This is a genomic window from Bradyrhizobium sp. USDA 4473 (genome assembly GCF_054063335.1).
In genome coordinates this window covers 6,319,986-6,338,109 of record NZ_JBSSGE010000001.1, presented here as the reverse complement: position 1 = coordinate 6,338,109, position 18,124 = coordinate 6,319,986, and the positions used below count along the sequence as shown (strand labels likewise).

The 18,124-nt window shown below is 65.9% G+C and carries 19 protein-coding genes; 14 read left to right on the top strand and 5 right to left on the bottom strand.

The genetic code is table 11. The features are described 5' to 3' along the window. Nucleotides 1-110: 110 nt before the first annotated feature. The 10 genes from ACVW17_RS30060 (at nucleotide 111) to ACVW17_RS30015 (ending at nucleotide 9,405) form a co-directional block, all read left to right on the top strand. Nucleotides 111-1,730, top strand: a complete 1,620-nt coding sequence (locus ACVW17_RS30060; protein WP_456755227.1) for a peptide chain release factor 3 — start codon at nucleotides 111-113, stop codon at nucleotides 1,728-1,730. Nucleotides 1,731-1,952: 222 nt separating this feature from the next. Then, nucleotides 1,953-2,564, top strand: coding sequence for a hypothetical protein (locus ACVW17_RS30055; protein ID WP_456798200.1), 612 nt, complete (start codon nucleotides 1,953-1,955; stop codon nucleotides 2,562-2,564). A 230-nt stretch (nucleotides 2,565-2,794) separates the two neighbouring features. After that, a complete protein-coding gene (locus ACVW17_RS30050) occupies nucleotides 2,795-3,379 on the top strand; it encodes an NnrU family protein (protein WP_456755225.1) in 585 nt (194 codons plus the stop codon). Nucleotides 3,380-3,381: 2 nt separating this feature from the next. After that, on the top strand, nucleotides 3,382-4,203 hold the full coding sequence (gene panB, locus ACVW17_RS30045) for a 3-methyl-2-oxobutanoate hydroxymethyltransferase (RefSeq protein WP_456755224.1): 822 nt from the start codon (nucleotides 3,382-3,384) through the stop codon (nucleotides 4,201-4,203). A gap of 10 nt (nucleotides 4,204-4,213) precedes the next feature. Continuing rightward, nucleotides 4,214-5,806, top strand: a complete 1,593-nt coding sequence (locus tag ACVW17_RS30040; RefSeq protein WP_456755223.1) for a class I adenylate-forming enzyme family protein — start codon at nucleotides 4,214-4,216, stop codon at nucleotides 5,804-5,806. Between the two features lie 155 nt (nucleotides 5,807-5,961). Beyond that, a complete protein-coding gene (locus ACVW17_RS30035) occupies nucleotides 5,962-6,618 on the top strand; it encodes a tetratricopeptide repeat protein (protein WP_456755222.1) in 657 nt (218 codons plus the stop codon). Nucleotides 6,619-6,668: 50 nt separating this feature from the next. Continuing rightward, nucleotides 6,669-7,226 (top strand): hypothetical protein, encoded by a 558-nt coding sequence (locus ACVW17_RS30030; RefSeq protein WP_456755221.1) that lies wholly within the window; start codon nucleotides 6,669-6,671, stop codon nucleotides 7,224-7,226. A 207-nt stretch (nucleotides 7,227-7,433) separates the two neighbouring features. Beyond that, a complete protein-coding gene (gene der / locus ACVW17_RS30025; RefSeq protein WP_456755220.1) occupies nucleotides 7,434-8,816 on the top strand; it encodes a ribosome biogenesis GTPase Der in 1,383 nt (460 codons plus the stop codon). A 134-nt stretch (nucleotides 8,817-8,950) separates the two neighbouring features. Then, entirely contained in the window at nucleotides 8,951-9,163 is a 213-nt protein-coding gene (locus ACVW17_RS30020; protein ID WP_456755219.1) for a hypothetical protein, read from the top strand. Then, nucleotides 9,151-9,405, top strand: coding sequence for a hypothetical protein (locus ACVW17_RS30015; protein WP_456755218.1), 255 nt, complete (start codon nucleotides 9,151-9,153; stop codon nucleotides 9,403-9,405). The genes ACVW17_RS30020 and ACVW17_RS30015 overlap by 13 nt, the downstream gene beginning before the upstream one ends. Here ACVW17_RS30015 and ACVW17_RS30010 read toward each other — a convergent pair. Further along, nucleotides 9,402-9,941, bottom strand: coding sequence for a YybH family protein (locus ACVW17_RS30010; protein ID WP_456755217.1), 540 nt, complete (start codon nucleotides 9,939-9,941; stop codon nucleotides 9,402-9,404). The two genes, ACVW17_RS30015 and ACVW17_RS30010, sit on opposite strands and share 4 nt — an antisense overlap. 54 nt (nucleotides 9,942-9,995) lie before the next feature. On the opposite strand from ACVW17_RS30010, the gene ACVW17_RS30005 reads away from it, so the two are divergent. The 4 genes from ACVW17_RS30005 (at nucleotide 9,996) to ACVW17_RS29990 (ending at nucleotide 12,789) form a co-directional block, all read left to right on the top strand. Beyond that, entirely contained in the window at nucleotides 9,996-10,253 is a 258-nt protein-coding gene (locus tag ACVW17_RS30005; RefSeq protein ID WP_456755216.1) for a hypothetical protein, read from the top strand. Between the two features lie 173 nt (nucleotides 10,254-10,426). Next, nucleotides 10,427-11,098: a TetR/AcrR family transcriptional regulator gene (locus tag ACVW17_RS30000; protein WP_456755215.1), complete on the top strand. Its 672-nt coding sequence runs from the start codon at nucleotides 10,427-10,429 to the stop codon at nucleotides 11,096-11,098. Between the two features lie 395 nt (nucleotides 11,099-11,493). Next, nucleotides 11,494-12,156 carry a DUF3313 domain-containing protein gene (locus ACVW17_RS29995; RefSeq protein WP_456755214.1) on the top strand — a complete coding sequence of 221 codons (663 nt, stop codon included), beginning with the start codon at nucleotides 11,494-11,496 and terminating at the stop codon, nucleotides 12,154-12,156. A gap of 66 nt (nucleotides 12,157-12,222) precedes the next feature. Then, nucleotides 12,223-12,789, top strand: a complete 567-nt coding sequence (locus ACVW17_RS29990) for a DUF2147 domain-containing protein (RefSeq protein WP_456755213.1) — start codon at nucleotides 12,223-12,225, stop codon at nucleotides 12,787-12,789. 102 nt (nucleotides 12,790-12,891) lie between these two features. Here ACVW17_RS29990 and ACVW17_RS29985 read toward each other — a convergent pair whose 3' ends face one another. From ACVW17_RS29985 to purF, 4 genes are all read right to left on the bottom strand, one after another. Next, on the bottom strand, nucleotides 12,892-14,118 hold the full coding sequence (locus ACVW17_RS29985; RefSeq protein WP_146984344.1) for an ABC transporter substrate-binding protein: 1,227 nt from the start codon (nucleotides 14,116-14,118) through the stop codon (nucleotides 12,892-12,894). Between the two features lie 150 nt (nucleotides 14,119-14,268). Further along, a complete protein-coding gene (locus tag ACVW17_RS29980) occupies nucleotides 14,269-15,405 on the bottom strand; it encodes a hypothetical protein (RefSeq protein WP_456755212.1) in 1,137 nt (378 codons plus the stop codon). 242 nt (nucleotides 15,406-15,647) lie between these two features. After that, nucleotides 15,648-16,388 (bottom strand): SDR family NAD(P)-dependent oxidoreductase, encoded by a 741-nt coding sequence (locus tag ACVW17_RS29975; RefSeq protein WP_456755211.1) that lies wholly within the window; start codon nucleotides 16,386-16,388, stop codon nucleotides 15,648-15,650. A 161-nt stretch (nucleotides 16,389-16,549) separates the two neighbouring features. Further along, nucleotides 16,550-18,100, bottom strand: a complete 1,551-nt coding sequence (gene purF / locus ACVW17_RS29970) for an amidophosphoribosyltransferase (RefSeq protein ID WP_456755210.1) — start codon at nucleotides 18,098-18,100, stop codon at nucleotides 16,550-16,552. Nucleotides 18,101-18,124 lie beyond the last annotated feature (24 nt).

Here is an 18,124-nt window from a genome sequence, read left to right as displayed (position 1 = left end):
GTGGTGAGGGAAAGGTCGTCCTTTCCGGCCATATATGGGGATCGCGCCGCCGCTCCGCATTGCGACAAAACGCCCTTGATTGCGCCCGTTTTCCCTGCCAAATGCCCGCCATGTCCGACATTTCAGTTTCAGCCGAATCGCCGTCCCGCTCGCCGCTGTCAGAGGAAGTGGCGCGCCGGCGCACTTTTGCGATCATCTCGCACCCGGACGCCGGCAAGACTACGCTGACGGAAAAGCTGCTGTTGTTCGGCGGCGCCATCAACCTCGCGGGCCAGGTCAAGGCCAAGGGCGAGCGCCGCAACACGCGGTCGGACTGGATGAAGATCGAGCGCGAGCGCGGCATCTCGGTGGTCACCTCGGTGATGACCTTCGAATTCAACGAGCTGGTGTTCAACCTCCTGGACACGCCGGGCCACGAGGACTTTTCGGAAGACACCTATCGCACGCTGACCGCGGTCGACTCCGCGGTCATGGTGATCGACGCCGCCAAGGGCATCGAGGCGCGCACGCGCAAGCTGTTCGAGGTGTGTCGGCTGCGCGACATCCCGATCATCACCTTCATCAACAAGATGGACCGCGAGAGCCGCGACACGTTCGAGCTGCTGGACGAGATCGAGAAGACGCTGGCGCTCGACACCACGCCGATGACCTGGCCGGTCGGCCGCGGCCGCGACTTCCTCGGCACCTATGACGTCGTCAATGGCGGCGTGCGGCTGCTGGAAGGCGGCGGCGCCAAGACCGGCGCCACCGAGCAGATCGACATCGCCGATCTCGGCAAGCGCAATCCCAACCTCGACGTCGCCGAGGTCAAGGACGAGCTGGCGCTGGCCTCGGAGGCCTGCAAGCCGTTCGAGCTCGCCGCGTTCCGCGAGGGCCATCTGACGCCGGTCTATTTCGGCAGCGCGCTGCGCAATTTCGGCGTCGGCGACTTGCTCGAAGGCCTCGGCAAGTTCGCGCCGGCGCCGCGCGCGCAGGATTCCGATCTGCGCAAGGTCGATGCATCAGAGCCGCGGATGAGCGCGTTCGTGTTCAAGATCCAGGCCAACATGGATCCGAACCATCGCGACCGCATCGCCTTCGCCCGGCTGTGCTCGGGCAAGCTCAGCCGCGGCATGAAGGCCAAGCTGGTCCGCACCGGCAAGAACATGAGCCTGTCGAGCCCGCAGTTCTTCTTCGCGCAGGATCGCTCGGTGGCGGATGAAGCCTTCGCCGGCGACGTCGTCGGCATTCCCAACCACGGCACCTTGCGGATCGGCGACACCCTGACCGAGGGCGAGGATCTGACCTTCGTCGGCGTGCCGAGTTTTGCCCCGGAAATCGTCCGCCGCGTTCGCCTCACCGATGCGATGAAGGCGAAGAAGCTGAAGGAAGCCTTGCAGCAGATGTCGGAGGAGGGCGTCGTGCAGGTGTTCCGGCCGCGCGACGGCGCGCCGGCGCTGGTCGGCGTCGTCGGTCCGCTGCAGCTCGACGTGCTGAAGGCGCGGTTAGACGCGGAATATTCGCTGCCGGTCGAGTTCGAGGTCTCCGAATTCTCGCTGGCGCGCTGGATTTCCTCCGACGACCGCAAGGCGCTCGACACCTTCATCGCCGCCAACAATTCCGGCATCGCCGACGACGTCGACGGCGATCCCGTGTTCATGGCCAAGAACGAATTCTATCTCGGCTACACGCGCGAGCGGGCGGAGGGCATCACCTTCTCCAACGTCAAGGACGTGAAGAAGAAGGCGTAGCGTTGCATACGCACTGTCGTCCCCCGGCTTGACCGGGGGACCCAGTACGCCGCGGCCTATCCGTTCGATCACCGCTGTCTCTGGAATACTGGATCGCCCGGTCGGGGCCGGGCGATGACAGCGACGGTGTGGCGAGAGAAGCGCGAGGATGTGAACCGGCCCCGCTTGATGCGGTCTGCCCGCGGTACCATGTTCCCCGGAGCGCAATCCGGGTCCGTCTGCATGCTCCGACGCGTCGCCATCTGTCTCGCTTTTGCCGTGCTGGCCTTTGCGTTCGCGAGCGCTGCCTCTACGCAGCAGCGGCAGCAGACCAACCCGGCTCCGTTCGCACACACGCCTTGCAGTGTGCTCGACGAGGGGCCTTGCATCCCGTCTTATTGCAGTGTGTTCAACACCGGGCCGTGCTTTCCCGAGATGGATTATCCGTACGGCGAAAATCTCCAGCTCACGATCCTGACCGTGCCGCCCGAGGGACAGGCCGATAAGTACCGAAAGCCGGATCATGATCTCAATACCATCGGCGATCTCTTCGCCGCGCTGCGTTCCTGCTGGGCCCCGCCGCCGCCGGACGACGCGCGTGCGGGCATGCAGATGTCGGTGCGCTTCAGCTTCAAGCGATCCGGCGAGATGATCGGCACGCCGCGGCTGACGTTTTCGACGCGGGGTATCCCGGCCGACACCCGCACCACCTACCTCAACGCGATCAATGCCTCGCTGGATGCCTGCCTGCCGCTGAAATTCACCGGCGGGCTCGGCGGTGCGCTGGCCGGCCGCCCGATCATGATCCGCTATGTCGACAATCGGGAGCTCGCCAAGCCGGCCGGCAAGCCGTGAGGAACGTCATTCCGGAGCGATGCGGAGCATCGAACCTCAGATGTGCAATTGCACATCGGGGAATCTCGAAATTGGCTTGTGCGCCCTGTAATCTCGAGAATCCCCGGTGCGCAGTTGCGCACCTGCGGTCTGGCCCTGCGGGCCATCCCGGAATGACGGCATAGGCCGCAACGCATTGCTTTCCGCAGTCTGAAGGTGATACGCGAGGGCATCAATCAGGGAGGAACATCGTGGGACTGCTCGTCATGATCCTGGGTCTCGTGCTGTTCCTCGGCATCCATGTGCTGACCAGCCTGCGCGACCTGCGCGCAGGCATCGTCAATGCCATGGGCGAGGGGGCCTACAAGGGCGTCTATTCGCTGGTGTCGTTCGCAGGCCTTGCGCTGATCATCTGGGGTTTCGGCCACTACCGTGCGACCGGCTGGATCGACGTCTGGACGCCGCCGACCGCGTTCAAGCACATCACGGTGGCGCTGATGCTGCCCGCCGTCATCCTCGTCGTCGCCTCCTACATCCGCGGCCGCATCTACACCACGCTGAAGCATCCGATGCTGGCGGGCGTGAAGCTGTGGGCATTCGCGCATCTGCTCGCCAATGGCGACCTCGGCTCGATCATCCTGTTCGGCTCGTTTCTCGGCTGGGCGGTCTATGACCGGATCTCGCTGAAGCGCCGCGCCGATGCCGGTGCGCCGCCGATCCCGGTGGGCGGCCCGACCAACGACCTGATCGCGATCGCGGTCGGTGTCATCGTCTATCTGGCGCTGGCGTTTGCGTTCCACCCGGTCGTGATCGGCGTGCCTGTCATGGGAGCCTGACTATGTCTGTTCAATCCGCCATCAAGCGCAAGACCGCGCCCGATCTGCGCGCCCGCAAGAACGGCGAGCCGATCGTGATGCTGACGTCCTACCACGCGCACACCGCGGCACTGGTCGACCGCCATTGCGACGCGATCCTGGTCGGCGATTCCCTCGGCAACGTCATGCACGGTTTCGAGACCACGGTGCCGGTCACCCTCGACATGATGATCCTGCAAGGCCGCGCGGTGATGCGCGGCTCGCAGGCCGCGCTTGTTGTGGTGGATATGCCGTTCGGCTCCTATGAGGGGTCGAAGGAGCAGGCGTTCCAGTCCGCGGTGCGGATCATGAAGGAAACGCTGTGCGGCGCGGTCAAGCTCGAGGGCGGCGCGCGGATGGCCGAGACGGTGGCGTTCCTGTCCGAGCGCGGCATTCCGGTAATGGGGCATATCGGCCTGACGCCGCAATCGATCAACACGCTCGGCTCGTTCCGCGCCCAGGGCCGCGAGGAGGAGAGCTGGGCGCCGATCGAGAACGACGCCAAGGCCATTGCGGAGGCGGGCGCCTTCTCGATCGTGGTCGAGGCGGTCGCCGAACCGCTGGCGCGCAAGATCACGCAGTCGATCACAGTCCCGACGATCGGCATCGGGGCGAGCGCGGCCTGCGACGGTCAGGTGCTTGTGCTGGAGGACATGCTCGGCCTGTCGCCGCGCGCGCCGAAATTCGTCCGCCGCTATGGCAATCTCGGCCCCGCGATCGAGAAAGCGATCGCGGGCTATGCGCGCGACGTCAAGAGCCGCGCCTTCCCGGGGCCTGAGCACGTCTACGGCATGAAGAAGAGCTGACGAGGCACGCATGGACTGGTCGCAACACGCACTGCCGCTGATGCGGCTCGAGCCGCGCTTCGGTGACCGCGTCGTGCCGGCATTCGCGGAGCGGCCGGCCAGCCTGTGGGCGATGATCGCTGAAGCGGTTACTCAGAATGGCGACGGCGAGGCGCTGGTCTGCGGCGCGACGCGCATGAGCTGGCGTGACGTCGCCGAGCAGTCGGCCAAGGTCGCGGCGGGCTTTTCAAAGCTCGGGCTTGCGCCCGGCGACCGCGTCGCGATCCTGCTCGGCAACCGCATCGAGTTCGTGTTGACGATGTTTGCCGCCGCGCATGCCGGACTGGTCACGGTGTTGCTCTCCACGCGCCAGCAGAAGCCCGAGATCGCCTATGTGCTGAACGATTGCGGCGCCAAGTGCCTGGTCCACGAGGCCACCCTTGCCGACCGCATTCCGGCCGCCGCCGATATTCCCGGCCTGAAGCACCGCATCGCGGTCAGCGACGACAGCGCGTCGCAATTCGCTCGCCTGCGCGACAATGCTCCGGCCGCGGCGCCGGCGGAGGTGATGGAGGAGGACACCGCGATGATCCTCTACACCTCGGGCACCACCGGCCGGCCGAAGGGCGCGATGCTGGCCCATTGCAACATCATTCACTCCTCGATGGTGTTCGCATCCTGCCTCAAGCTGACCAAGGCCGATCGCTCGATTGCCGCAGTGCCGCTCGCGCATGTCACCGGCGCGGTCGCCAACGTCACCACCATGGCCCGCTGTGCCGGCGCGCTGATCATCATGCCGGAGTTCAAGGCGTCGGAATATCTGAAGGTGGCCGCGCGCGAGCGCGTCAGCTACACGGTGATGGTGCCGGCGATGTACAATCTCTGCCTGATGCAGCCGGATTTCGACAGCTATGACCTGTCGAGCTGGCGGATCGGCGGCTTCGGCGGCGCGCCGATGCCGGTCGCGACCATCGAAAAGCTCGACGCCAAGATTCCCGGACTGAAGCTCGCCAATTGCTACGGCGCCACCGAAACGACGTCGCCCTCGACCCTGATGCCGGGCGAACTGACCGCCGCCCATATCGACAGCGTCGGCCTGCCGTGTCCCGGCGCCGAGATCATCGTGATGGGCGCCGACGGCCGCGAGGTGCCGCGCGGCGAGATCGGCGAGCTCTGGATCCGCAGCGCCTCCGTGATCAAGGGCTACTGGAATAATCCGAAAGCGACCGCGGAAAGCTTCACGGCCGGGTTCTGGCATTCCGGCGATCTCGGCTCGGTCGACGCCGACAATTTCGTCCGCGTGTTCGATCGCCAGAAGGACATGATCAACCGCGGCGGCCTGAAGATCTATTCCGCCGAGGTCGAGTCGGTGCTGGCCGGCCATCCGGCCGTGGTCGAGAGCGCGATCATCGCCAAGCCGTGCCCGGTGCTCGGCGAGCGCGTCCACGCCGTGATCGTGACCCGCAGCGAGGTGAATGCGGAAAGCCTGCGCGCCTGGTGCGCCGAGCGCCTGTCGGATTACAAGGTGCCGGAGACCATGGCGCTCGGCACAACGCCGCTGCCGCGCAACGCCAATGGCAAGGTGATCAAGCGGCAGCTGCGGGAGACGCTGGCGGGGGCGTGATCCGGGCAGGACAACGTCCCCGGTTAACGCTTTGATCCGCCTCGCTTTGCCTTGCCTCCGCCACACCGTTAGGGTAACGCCGCCGCGATGTGGGGATCGGGTAGGGGCTGGGCTCCACCCAGATTCGCGGTCCCGAGGGGATGGGATAGCTTTAAGTGTCTGAATTATTTGACGAAGTAGACGAGGAAGTCCGTCGCGATCAGCTCAAGAAGCTGTGGGACAAGTACTCGATCTTGATCATCGCGCTGGCGGTCCTGGTGGTCGCGGGCGTCGGTGGCTGGCGCGGCTACCAATATCTCGAGGCCAAGAAGGCCGCCGAGGCCGGTGCGGCGTTCGACCGCGCCGTCGAGCTCTCGGATCAGAACAAGCACGCCGAGGCCGCGGCTGCCTTTGCCGACCTGGTCACCAAGGCGCCGTCCGGCTACCGCACGCTGGCGCGGCTGCGCATGGCCGCCGAGGTCGCGACCCGCGATCAGCCGGCCGCCGCAAAACTCTATGACGAGATCGCAGCCGACCGCAGCGTCGGCGGCCCCGACCAGGACCTGGCGCGGATCCGCGCCGCGCAGCTCGTGATGGAATCCACGACCTATCCGAACATGCTGCAGCGGCTCGAGGCTGTGGCGACGTCGAAGGATTCGACGTTCCGTCACTCCGCGCGCGAGTTGCTGGCGCTGTCGGCCTGGCGCGCCAACGATGCCACCGCGGCGCGGCAGTGGCTCGACCAGATTGCCAATGACGGCGAGACGCCGCCGAGCATGCGTTCGCGCGCCGAAGCGCTGCAGGCCTTGTTGCCGCCGGTCGCGAAGAGCTGACCTGGAGAGCTGACTTGGCGCGAAACCCGAGTTTGAGTGAGAGATCGACCATGCGCCGCTCGCAACGCCTGATCGCAGCCGCAGTCCTCACCGCGCTTTGCGGCGCGCTGGCCGGCTGCGGCAGTGGCGGCATGGCCAATTTCGACCCGAGCGACATGCTCGACTTCCTCGACACCAAGAAGAAGCTGCCGGGCGACCGCAAGCCGGTGTTTCCCGAAGGCGTGCCCGGCCTCGAGCAGGGCGTGCCGAAGGAATTGTACAAGGGCTCGCAGCAGGAGCAGCTCGACCAGCAGAACGCCGCGGCGGCAGCCGCCGCCCAGCCGGCTCCGCCAGCTGAGCCGCCGAAGGGCGCCAGGAAGCACGCCAAGCGGGCCGCGCCACCAGCCGATCAGGCGGCTGCGCCCGACGCCGCAACCGAGGAGGGTGCGCCCGCCGCGGTGCCGCCGGATCCGAAGCCGAAGAAGATCGTCCGCCGCCGCACCACCGCGCCGCCGGCCGACGACCAGCAGGCGCAGCCTGCCGCGCCGGCCCAGCAACAGACCCAGACCACGCAACAATCCGGCGGCGCGTTCCCCGCGCCACTACCGAGCGGCGGATTTAGCCGCTAGAGCTGATCGCCGGGCGGCGTGACGTAGCGCATTCCACGGCCTCAAGGTTCGAGACGCGCTGCCGCGCTCCTCACCATGAGGGTCCAAGACCCTCATCCTGAGGAGGCGCGAAGCGCCGTCTCGAAGGATGAGGCCACCGAACGACAAGAGGCACGGGCTACCCGAAGCTCATTGACTCCAGCTTCATAAATTGCGCTTGGATAGTTCATGTCTTTCACCATCGCCATTATCGGCCGGCCCAATGTCGGAAAGTCGACGCTGTTCAACCGGCTGGTCGGCCAGAAGCTCGCGCTGGTCGACGACGAGCCCGGCGTCACCCGTGACCGCCGCGAGGGTCAGGCCAAGCTCTACGATCTCGACTTCACCATCATCGACACCGCAGGCCTCGACGAGGGCGCCAAGGGCTCGCTGACGGCGCGGATGCAGGAGCAGACCGAGACCGCGATCGAGCTCGCCGACGCGCTGATGTTCGTGATCGACGCCCGCGTCGGCCTGACCCCGACCGATCGCGCCTTCGCCGACTTCGCCCGCAAGGCCAACAAGCCGGTGGTGCTGGTCGCCAACAAGGCCGAGGGCAAGCATGGCGAGATCGGGGCGATGGAATCCTACGCGCTCGGGCTCGGTGATCCCGTGCAGATCTCGGCCGAGCACGGCGAGGGCATGGGCGACCTCCACGAGGCGCTGAGCGCGCTGGTGCCCGAGGCGCCGGAGGAAGACGACGAGATCGAGGACGATGAGGACATCTCGGAGGAGGAGGCCGCGCAGCGCCCGATCCGCGTCGCCATCGTCGGCCGGCCCAATGCCGGCAAGTCGACCCTGATCAACCATCTGCTCGGCGAGGAGCGGCTATTGACCAGCCCCGAGGCCGGCACCACGCGGGATTCCATCGCGGTCGAGATCACCTGGAAGGGCCGCCAGTTCCGGGTGTTCGACACCGCCGGCCTGCGTCGCCGCTCGCGGATCGAGGAGAAGCTGGAAAAGCTCTCGGTCGCCGACGCGCTGCGCGCAGTGCGCTTCGCCGAGGTCGTTGTCATGATGATGGACGCGCAGAACAAGTTCGAGGAGCAGGACCTGCGCATCGCCGATTTGATCGAGCGCGAGGGTCGCGCCATCGTGCTCGCGGTCAACAAATGGGACCTGGTCGAGCGCAAGCCCAACCAGATCTCGCAGCTGCGCACCGATGCCGACCACTGGCTGCCGCAGGTCAAGGGCGCGCCTGTTGTCGCGGTCTCCGGCCTGATGGGCGAGGGCATCGACCGCCTGATGACCGCGATCCAGGAGGCCTATGCGGTCTGGAACCGGCGGCTGCCGACCTCGGCGCTCAATCGCTGGTTTGAGCAGGCGATCCAGGCCAACCCGCCGCCGGCGGTTTCGGGCCGCCGGCTGAAGCTGAACTACATCACCCAGGTGAAGGCGCGCCCGCCGAGCTTCGTGCTGTTCTGCTCGCGTGCCGATGCGATCCCGCGATCCTATCTGCGCTACCTGATCAACTCGCTGCGCGAAACCTTCGATCTGCCGGGCACGCCGATCCGGATCACGCTGCGTGAGAAGGCCAATCCGTTCGCCCACAAGCGCAAACGGCCGTCGTGAGCGGGCATCGCGTTTTCGAGCGAAGTGGGTACCGGTTCGCGTGAAGAAAACGCGTCAAACGAGGTTGATACCGCCGCAGCCGCCGTGCCACAGGCGCCCAGCGGCGCGGTGATCTCATCACCCTGTTGCTCGATATGCTCGCGCTCGGGATCATCATCCCGATCCTGCCCAAGCTGATCGAGGGCTTCGTCGACAACGACATCGCCAACGCGGCACGTATCCGCGGCGCCCTGGGCTTCGCGATGTTCGGCGCCGCGACGCACGCCTTGACGACGCAGCTCGTCGCCGCCGACCAGCAGGCCAGTTGCAGGGCGCGACGTCGAGCGCGCAGAGCATGTCCGAGCTGATCGGCCCGTTCCTGTTCACGCTGCCCTTCGTCTATTTCATCGGCGACGTCGCGCCGCTCAAGATGCCCGGCGCGCCGTTCTTTCTGGCCGGCGCGCTGCTGCTGCTCGCGCTCGGCATCGCCTGGCGCGCGACGGTGAAGACAACTCCGCAGGGTGGGCAAAGCGCAAGCGTGCGCACCATCGCGAGCACGCCGGGAATGGTGGACACGGCGCGCGCGCCTTTGCCCACCCTACAATTCTAATCCGTCGCCGGCACCGAATGGTGCTCGTGCGTGATGCGCCAATCGCCGTCGATCTTGCGCAATCCGATCGTTAGCCTGAACTGGAAAATGGCGTCGGGCGGGCCGCAGCGCATCACCATGACCGCGAAGGCGACATCATCGCCGGCCGTGATCGCGATCTCGTCGATATCGAAGGCGTGCGAGGGACGGTAACAGGTATAGAACAGGTCCCACGTCTTTCTGTATTCATCCAATCCGCGCGACTGCAACGGCGGCGGCACGTCGAACATCACGATGTCCTGATCGTGGCGGGCGAGGATGCCCGGATAGTCCTGTCGGCGGACGGCCGCCGCCCAGGCGTCGATCAGTGCCCTGATTTCGGCTTCCGTCGTCTGTTTCTGCTGTGTCATCGCTTGCGGGTTCCGGCTGCTGGTGGATCGATGCTTCGAGGACGAACGCGGCTGCGCCAGTCCGACACCGGCCCGACGGGCCGCCGCGATGACGATTGCGTTATTTTGACCATTTACAAACCATCCGGTTGGTTTGTATAAAGCCAATGCCGGATCAAGTTGCGTGCCTCGCCCGGAGGCCGCGCTGCCAGGAGGAGCATGGTGACCGACGAGGCCGTTGATAACTACGATGAGTTGACCCGCTTCAGCGACGCGCAGGCGGCGCTGCTGACGTCGCGCAGCCTCGTCTATCTGACCGACCTGAAGCTCGATGGCGGCAGGCATGCGACGATCGTCGCCGCCAGCCATGCCGACGCCCAGGCTGTCGCCCGCGCGCGCGGTCGCGGGGAAAAGGTCATCGGCCGCATGGCGCACGGTTTCCTCCATGGCCTGCTGCGGAAGGTTCGCTTGTGCGCGTGAGTGATCGGGGCACTCGATGACGCTTCCTGAAATTGAGGCGTCTCCCGAGGTCGCCGCCGGCATGGCGGAGACGTGGTTCGCGCCGCCTGGCACTATCGGATGCAGCGCTTGAGATTGACCGATGCCGCTGAGATACTGCGCTCTCACGCGACTCCTTCCTGAGTAAGTAGCCCATGGATAATCCTTCCCGCTCGGAACGCTCCCGCAACGCCGCGCTCGACGCCGCGATCACCATCGTGACGCGCGACGGTCCGGGACGCCTGACGCTGGACGCGATCGCGCGCGAGAGCGGGCTCAGCAAGGGCGGCGTGATGCATCAGTTCCGCACCAAGGAAGCGGTGCTGCGCGCTCTGCTCGAGCAGCAGATGGCGCATTTCGAGGAATTCTCGAACCGCTACATCGAAAATGTGCGCGGGACCACCGCGCAGCCCGAACTGTCGGCGCAGATCGCGACGCTGCGCGAGGCGATCTCGACGCCGCGGGCGGGGGCGTTCGCACTGCTGGCGGCGATGAACGAGAATCCTGAATTGATGGCGATGCCGCGGGATCAGGACATCAAGAAGGTCGCGCTGATGAAGGCCGAGGCGCGCGATCCGGATCTCGCGCTGCTGCGCTGGGCAGCGGCGCGCGGACTGCTGCTGAGCTCGCTGTTCGGCATGTTGTCGCTGACCGATGTGGAGCGCGACCGGCTGTTCGAACGGTTGCTCGACGACAGCAAGTGGACCGCGATGGAGCAGGGCGCGCCCGCGGCAGCAAAGCCGTCCAGGGCGAGGGCGCAAACGGCGTCGCCGAAGCCTGCCGGCGCGCGCGCCGCAAAGCCGGTCTCGGCGCGCAAGCGCAGCTGAATTTCCGACGCTGCCCTGAAAACGCAACGCCGCCCAAGCGGAATATGATCGCTTGGCGGCGTTGGATCGGCACCGGGCCCCTGAAATCCCCCGGCAATTGGTCCGGTATCACAGCAAACATCTCGGGTTTGTGACAGCGCTGGCCGTCATTCGCGAAGCCGTCGCGACAGGTTTTCTCCTGCGCGCTTCAAGCCCGGAATTTTTCTGACGGGTTTCCTGCGATTGCAACTTTACAAACCGTCTGGTCGGTTTTATAGATGGCCGCACTGAGGCAAGGTCTGGCGGCGCCGGGACGGCGAGCCAGATCGGCAGTGACGGCCGCAGCCGTAACTTTAGCCCCGGACGCGGCTGCGGCCGAGCTGCTCTTCCGCTTTAGCTCGGATGAGGAGATTGGAATGGAGAGCTCGATCGCGACACGCGGTCTGGGAGCGATGGCGCTTTGCGTCCTCGCAGCAGGATGCGCCGGCGTCACGCCGGTGGCCTATTCGGACGTGGCGTCAACCGCCTACATGACGCCCGATACGTCGGATTCCTCAGGCCGCGTGCCGTATCGCTATGCGCCGCCGGTCGACTGGCGGAGCTACAACAAGGTGATGCTCGATCCGGTCGTGATCTATCGCGGCGCGGATCATCAGTTCGGCGAGATGTCCGAGAAGGACAAGCAGACGCTCGCCGCCTACATGCAGACCCGCTTCGCCGACAAACTGCGTGGCCGCTTCATGCTGGTGAATACGCGCGGGCCGAACACGTTTCGCGTGCGGCTGACGCTGACCGGCGCGGTTGCCAACACGCCGGTGCTCGGCACGCTGTCGCGCTTCGATATGGCAGGCGCGATCTATAATGGCGTGCAGGCGGCGCGCGACGGCGAGGGCACCATGACCGGCTCGGTGATCTATGCCGTCGAGATGTTCGACGGCCCGACCTCGCGGCTGCTCGGTGCTTACGTCAGCAAGCAATATCCCAACGCCTACGACATCAAGGCCAGCGTCGGCGATCTCGCCGCCGCCACCGCCGGCATCGACAAGGGTGCCGATGCCTTCATGGCGCAACTGAAGTGAGGCGCGCCGCGCGCGTCCCTCGAAATCATCCCGACGCTGAAAGGTCACACTGAAAGGTCCCTTGCAATGAACTTTCTGGTTCGCATGTTTCTGCGCAGCCTGGTCGCGGCCCTGCTGATGAGTTCGACCGGCCGCGCCGAGACGATCCCGGCCGATCCCAGCGGCACCTGGCTGACCGAAAACGGACAGGCCCGCATCCGGCTCGAGCGCTGCGGCACCGCGCGCGATCGCATCTGCGGCTTCATCGTCTGGATGAAGGATCCGCTCGATCCGCGTGGCCAGCCGCTGCGCGACAGCCTCAATCCCGATCCCGACAAGCGAACGCGCGCGCTGCTCGGCCATCAGCTGATCCTGGGATTGAAGCTGACGCCGGAGGGGCGGTTCGACGGCGAGATCTACAATGCCGAGGACGGCAAGTCCTATGCGGTGTCGCTGTGGCGCGATGCGTACGACCGGCTGAAGCTCCAGGGATGTCTGATCAGGTTCCTGTGCCAGACCCAGACCTGGAAGCAGACGCTCGACGTGCAGCCCGGACAGCTGGTCGGTCTGACCGGCGATCCCGGCGGCCCGCGCGCTGACCGCGAGTGGGCGTCGCTGCCCGCGCAGGCCAAGGCGAAGTCAGCCGCGAAATGAAAAGCGTAGGGTGGGCAAAGCGTAAGCGTGCCCACCATCGCGAGCACGCCGCAATGGTGGCCACGGCGCTAGCGCGCCTTTGCCCACGCTACGGCAGCTGGCTTATTTCTTCACCAGCGGACAGTCGCTCGCTTCGAGCGGCTTGGCGGCGTCTTCCGGCGAGATGGTGGCGATCAGCTTGTAATAGTCCCAGGGATATTTCGACTCTTCCGGCTTCTTCACCTCGAACAGATAGGCCGGGATGATGCGGCGGCCGTCGATCCGCAGCGGACCCTTGCCGAACAAGGGATCGTCGGTCGGGATCTCCTTCATCTTGGCGACCACCTTGGCGCCGTCGTGCGGATTGCCGCCCATCGCGTCCAGCGCCTTCAAATAATGCAGCACGCCGGCATAGACGCCGGCGACCGTCATCGACGGCATCGAGCCCTTCGGCGAGACCTTCTGGAAACGCTTCGACCAGGCGCGGGTCTGGTCGTTCATGTCCCAGTAGAACGACTCGGTGAAGGTGAGGCCCTGCGCGATCTTGAGGCCCAGCGCGTGCACGTCGTTGACGAACAGCAGCAGCGCCGCGAGCTTCTGTCCGCCCGCGGTGATACCGAATTCGGAGGCCTGCTTGATCGCGTTGGTGGTGTCGCCGCCGGCATTGGCGAGGCCGATGATCTTGGCCTTGGATGCTTGCGCCTGCAGCAGGAACGAGGAGAAATCCGCGGTGTTGAGCGGGTGCTTGACGCCGCCCAGCACCTTGCCGCCGTTGGCGGTGACGACCGCCGAGGTGTCGCGTTCCAGCGCATGGCCGAAGGCGTAGTCGGCGGTGAGGAAGAACCAGCTGTCGCCACCGGCCTTGGTCAGCGCCTTGCCGGTGCCGTTGGCGAGCATGTAGGTGTCGAACGTGTAGGAGATCGTGTTGGCGTTGCAGGCCTTGCCGGTGAGGTCGGCGGTCGCAGCCCCCGAGTTGAGCACGATCGAGTTCTTCTCCTTGGCGAGGTTGCTCACCGCCAGCGCAACGCCGGAGTTCGGCGTATCGGTGATGATGTCGACCTTCTCATTGTCGATCCAGTTGCGCGCGATGTTGACGCCGACATCGGGCTTGTTCTGATGGTCGCCGCTGACCACCTCGATCTTCCAGCCCTTGGCGCGCAGGCCGGAATCCTCCACCGCCATGTTGGCCGCGGCCACCGAGTTCGGGCCGCCGATGTCGGCATAGAGGCCCGACATGTCGTTCAGCACACCGATCTTGACGTTCTTGTCCTGAGCAAAGGCAGGTGTTGCAAGGCCGAGTGCGGCGCAAGCGAGAAGCACGGCGTGGCGCCGTGCGAGCGTCGTCGTCATGAGACATTCCCTCCACTGTGATTTATCCGGACGGCCCTCTTGTGGGGCCTTGTGCCGGTCGTTCGGGTTCCCGCTTACCCTGTCCTCAGGCGAGCGGCAATCCGCATAAAGCCGGATGACTGCGTCGAAGCGTCATCCCACCGTCATTGCCTACTTCAGCGCGTCCGAGGTCAGCTTGAACTTCTGGATCCGCTTGCCGTCGACTTCGCCGGTATAGACGTTGCCCTTCTGGTCGACCGCCATGACGTGGAGCAGGGCGAATTGCCCGGCATTGCGGCCGCTATGGCCGAAGGTGCCGACCACGGTGCCGTCGTCGCGCTTGATGACGCGGATCTCGTTGTTGGCGCCATCGGCGTTCAGCAGATAGGTCTGCTTCGGATCGGGCCACAGCGCGAGATCGAATACCGCGCCGTCGCCGCGGGTGTTCTTTTCGTAGAACCATTCCCGCACGAAGGTGCCGTTCTTCTGGAACACCTGGATGCGGTCCTGGCTGCGATCGCAGACATAGACCAGCCCGTCATTGGCGATCTTGATGCAGTGCACGGGATTGCCGAACTGCTCCTGCACCGCGGCGCTCGGATCGTAGGGCGGCTGCTTCTCGTCGGTCGGCAGTTTGCCGTAGCCGCCCCAGTGCCGCTTGTAGGCCAGCGTGGTGGCGTCGAACACGATGACACGGCGGTTGCCATAGCCGTCGGCGACGTAGAGCTCGTTTGCGTCCTTGTCGATCGCGATCCCCGCGGGCCGGCCGAGCTGGGTCGAGTCGTTGCTGTTGGTGCGCGCGGCGATCTTGCCGATCTGGCCGAGATATTTGCCGTCGAGCGAGAACTTCAGGATTTCGCTGTCGTCATCGGCATTGCCGCCGATCCAGACGAAGCCGCGCTCGTCGACCTCGATGCCGTGCTCGCGGCCGACCCATTGATAGCCGTCGCCGGGTCCGCCCCAGGATCGCAGCAGATTGCCGTCGGCGTCGAACTCCAGCACGGGCGGCGCCGGCACGCAGCACTTTGCGCGCGGCGGGCTCAGGCTCGCGGCCTTCTCGCCATCGGTCAGCGAGCGCGGCCGGTGGATCACCCAGATGTGGCCCTGCCAGTCGACGGTGATGCCGCCGATCTGGCCGAGGATCCAGTTGTTGGGCAGCTGTTTCGGCCAGGAGGCGTCGACCGCGAAGGTCGGGACGTCACCGGCCTTGGTCGGCGCGGGCGCAATGAGAAGCGCTGAGGATGCGATGCAGGCGGAGAAAAACAATCCGGTGAGAATGGAGCGCGCGCGATTGAACGTCGGCGTCATGATGCCTCCCGAGAGTTTTCTTGGCGGCCGGGCCGCTGGGGAGGGCAGTCAATCGTGGGGCGGACGCGGAGTCAATTGCATGAGAATGGCAAGCCGAAGCGCCATAAACGGTGTCATCGTCCGGCTCGACCGGGCGATCCAGTACGCCGCGGCGTCTCGACTCAAGCACTGCTGCCTCTGGAATACTGGATCACCCGCATGCGCGGGTGATGACAATCGAAGGTGCGGCTCGTATGTGCCCCTCACGCCGGCGGCTGGAATGTCCGCAGCGTGCGTGCCTTGTAGTCGTAGAGCCTGCCCGTCTCGGTCCATGCAGGCGAGCACATCGGCACGATGAATTCGGCGGCCATGTCGGGTGTATCCAGCGTCATCGGGTCTTCGCCGGGAAACACCTGGGCGCGCATCCTTGTGCGGATCGGGCCGGGGCTGAACAGGTTGACGCGCAGCGCGGTGTTGGCGGTCTCATTGGCCCAGGAGCGCACCAGCGCGTCGAGTGCGGCCTTGGAGGCCGCATAGGGGCCGAGATAGGCGCTGGCCTTGTGCGCCACGCCTGAGGTCACGAACACCGCGCGGCCGGCGTCGGACTGCCGCAGCAGCGGGTCCATGCAGCGGATCAGCTGGAAGTTGGCGGTGACGTTGATTGCGAGCACGTCGTTCCACGGCTTCAGCTCGATATGGCCGAGCGGCGACGAGGGGCCGGCGGTGCCGGCATTGCCGACGAGAATGTCGAGCTTGCCGTGGCGCTCATGCAGCGCGAGCCCGAGCCGCGCGATGCCCTCGTAGTCGGTGAGCGAGAGCGGCACCAGCGTGGCGCTGCCGCCGTCCTTGCGGATCGCGTCGTCGAGCTCTTCCAGCCCGCCTTGCGTGCGCGCCACCGCCACGACATGGGCGCCGGCCTTGGCCAGCGCGATTGATGTCGCATAGCCGATGCCGCGCGAGGCGCCGGTCACGAGGGCAATCCGGGAGGCGAGAGGTTTTGTCATGGGAGGGACTCTAACAAATCGTCGTCCCTGCGAAAGCAGGGACCCATACGCCGTGACGGCGATAATGGAAGAAAGTGGTCGTGTCTAACCCTGTCACCAGCCACGCTGGCCGGTGGTTATGGGTCCCTGCTTTCGCAGGGACGACAGCGGTGGTGATAGCGTCAGCTCGCCTCGGCGAGCAGCGAGAGCTGGCGCGGCGGGGCCTCGGTTTCGCTCTGGTCGGTGAGGTGGGTCGGATAGGCGCCGGTGAAGCAGTGGTCGGCGAACCTTGGATTGGCTGGATCGCGCCCCTCATAGCCCATCGCGCGGTACATGCCGTCGATCGACAGGAAGGCGAGCGAGTCGGCGCCGATGATGTCGCGCATCTCCTCGAGCGAATGGGTCGCCGCCAGCAGACCGCCGCGGTCCGGCAGGTCGATGCCGTAATAGTCGGGATAGAGGATCGGCGGTGAGGCGAGGCGGAAATGCACCTCGCGGGCGCCGGCGTCGCGCATCATGCGCACGATCTTCTTCGAGGTGGTGCCGCGCACGAGCGAGTCGTCGATCAGGATGATGCGCTTGCCCTCGATCGCGGCGCGGTTGGCCGAATGCTTCATGCGGACGCCGAGCTCGCGCACGGTCTGGGTCGGCTGGATGAAGGTGCGGCCGACATAGTGGTTGCGGATGATGCCGAGCTCGAACGGCACGCCGGAATACTGGCTGTAGCCGACCGCGGCAGGGACGCCGGAATCCGGCACCGGCACCACGACGTCGACCTCGGGATGGCTCTCGCGCGCGAGTTGAGCGCCGAACGCCTTGCGCACGTCGTAGACCGAGCGGCCGCCGACGATGGAGTCGGGCCTGGCGAAATAGATGTATTCGAAGATGCAGGGCCGCGCCGGCTTCGGCGGGAACGGCTTGTGGCTGTGCGCGCCGTGCTCGTCGAACACGATGATCTCGCCGGGCTCGATGTCGCGGACATATTTGGCGCCGATCATGTCGAGCGCGCAGGTCTCCGAGGTCAGGATCGGATGGCCGTCGAGATCGCCGAGCACCAGCGGACGGATGCCGAGCGGGTCGCGCGCGCCGACCAGTTTCTTGTTGGTGAGCGCGACCAGCGCATAGGCGCCCTCGATGGTGCGCAGCGCCTCGATGAAACGGTCGATGAAGCGGGTGCGCTTCGACTGCGCAACCAGGTGCAGGATCACCTCGGTATCGGTGGTCGACTGCATCATGGCACCGCCCTTGACCAGCTCGCGGCGCAGGGTCAGGCCATTGGTCAGGTTGCCGTTATGGCCGACCGCGAAGCCGCCGGCGCTGAGCTCGGCGAACAGCGGCTGCACGTTGCGCAGGATGGTGCCGCCGGTCGTGGAGTAGCGGACGTGGCCGACCGCGGCGTTCCCGGGCAGGCGCTCGATCACCTCGCGGCGGGAGAAGGCGTCGCCGACCAGGCCGAGGCGGCGTTCCGAGTGGAAGCGGCTGCCGTCGAAGGAGACGATGCCGGCGGCCTCCTGGCCGCGGTGCTGGAGCGCGTGCAGGCCGAGCGCGGTGATCGCGGCGGCCTCCGGATGGCCGAAGATGCCGAACACGCCGCATTCCTCGCGGAGCGTGTCGCCATCGAGATCGGGGTGGTACCTGAGAGGGTCGTTTTTGGGGTCGTCTTGCAGTTCGATCGGGCCGAGGTCGAGATCCATTTGGTCGCTATGATCCGAAGGGGTCTGCATCTCGTTCATCGCCTCTCGTAAGGGCCCAAATAG

Excerpts from the sequence above, each read along its gene's own strand:
- ACVW17_RS30015 (WP_456755218.1), top strand. The coding sequence starts at position 9,151 with ATGTCCGAGCTGATCGGCCCGTTCCTGTTCACGCTGCCCTTCGTCTAT.
- purF (WP_456755210.1), bottom strand. The coding sequence starts at position 18,100 with ATGAACGAGATGCAGACCCCTTCGGATCATAGCGACCAAATGGATCTC.
- der (WP_456755220.1), top strand. The coding sequence starts at position 7,434 with ATGTCTTTCACCATCGCCATTATCGGCCGGCCCAATGTCGGAAAGTCG.
- ACVW17_RS30055 (WP_456798200.1), top strand. The coding sequence starts at position 1,953 with ATGCTCCGACGCGTCGCCATCTGTCTCGCTTTTGCCGTGCTGGCCTTT.
- ACVW17_RS29985 (WP_146984344.1), bottom strand. The coding sequence starts at position 14,118 with ATGACGACGACGCTCGCACGGCGCCACGCCGTGCTTCTCGCTTGCGCC.
- ACVW17_RS30030 (WP_456755221.1), top strand. The coding sequence starts at position 6,669 with ATGCGCCGCTCGCAACGCCTGATCGCAGCCGCAGTCCTCACCGCGCTT.
- panB (WP_456755224.1), top strand. The coding sequence starts at position 3,382 with ATGTCTGTTCAATCCGCCATCAAGCGCAAGACCGCGCCCGATCTGCGC.
- ACVW17_RS30020 (WP_456755219.1), top strand. The coding sequence starts at position 8,951 with ATGCTCGCGCTCGGGATCATCATCCCGATCCTGCCCAAGCTGATCGAG.
- ACVW17_RS29980 (WP_456755212.1), bottom strand. The coding sequence starts at position 15,405 with ATGACGCCGACGTTCAATCGCGCGCGCTCCATTCTCACCGGATTGTTT.
- ACVW17_RS30040 (WP_456755223.1), top strand. The coding sequence starts at position 4,214 with ATGGACTGGTCGCAACACGCACTGCCGCTGATGCGGCTCGAGCCGCGC.
- ACVW17_RS30000 (WP_456755215.1), top strand. The coding sequence starts at position 10,427 with ATGGATAATCCTTCCCGCTCGGAACGCTCCCGCAACGCCGCGCTCGAC.
- ACVW17_RS29995 (WP_456755214.1), top strand. The coding sequence starts at position 11,494 with ATGGAGAGCTCGATCGCGACACGCGGTCTGGGAGCGATGGCGCTTTGC.
- ACVW17_RS29990 (WP_456755213.1), top strand. The coding sequence starts at position 12,223 with ATGAACTTTCTGGTTCGCATGTTTCTGCGCAGCCTGGTCGCGGCCCTG.
- ACVW17_RS30060 (WP_456755227.1), top strand. The coding sequence starts at position 111 with ATGTCCGACATTTCAGTTTCAGCCGAATCGCCGTCCCGCTCGCCGCTG.
- ACVW17_RS29975 (WP_456755211.1), bottom strand. The coding sequence starts at position 16,388 with ATGACAAAACCTCTCGCCTCCCGGATTGCCCTCGTGACCGGCGCCTCG.